The organism is Cellulophaga sp. F20128 (assembly GCF_023015805.1).
Lineage (GTDB): Bacteria > Bacteroidota > Bacteroidia > Flavobacteriales > Flavobacteriaceae > Cellulophaga.
Genome location: NZ_JALKBA010000069.1, coordinates 1 through 572 on the forward strand (window position 1 = coordinate 1; position 572 = coordinate 572).

The following is a 572-nucleotide window of genomic DNA, read 5'->3' on the forward strand; positions in this document are numbered from 1 at the left end:
GTGAGATCAACTATTTTTCCTGCAATCATTACTCCTGTTTTATTGTTCTTTAAAATTTGAGCTCCTTCAATACCTGATATTTGTTTTCCAATGTTACCTATAGACATATTGCGATGTACTTCACTACCTTTTAAATTATGCCCTTGAAATTCAAATCGGAATCCTTGTAATTTATTTTGGTTGTTAATCGTCGGGATCACTTTGACCTTATTGGTTTCCATAGCCTTTATATAGTCATCAAAGGATTTGGGTCTAAATTGTTTCATACTGAGATCATGTCTACGTTTAATTTCTGTTCGTACTTCCTTTTGATTGAAAGCCTTTTCAAACTGTACTTGCTTTACGGTTGTCAAACCCATGTTTTCTGCAACCTTCTCCGCAGCTCGTTGACTACGTTTACCAATAAAACTATCATTGTAAGCCACCCCTTTAAAATTAATCCGATTCACATATAAATGAATGTGTTTGTGCTCCTTGTCTTGATGCACAAACGCTATCGCTTGTCGCTCTCCTAGTTTCATTTCGTTTATAAATCGTTTTGTTATTTCCTCTAATTTATGTTTATCCAAACC

General features: G+C 34.6%; 1 protein-coding gene. It reads right to left on the minus strand.

From position 1 onward, the window contains the following. Window positions 1-521: relaxase/mobilization nuclease domain-containing protein (locus tag MWU65_RS17830; protein ID WP_247079966.1), on the minus strand; the 521-nt coding region annotated here is incomplete at its 3' end. Between the last annotated feature and the right edge of the window lie 51 nt (window positions 522-572).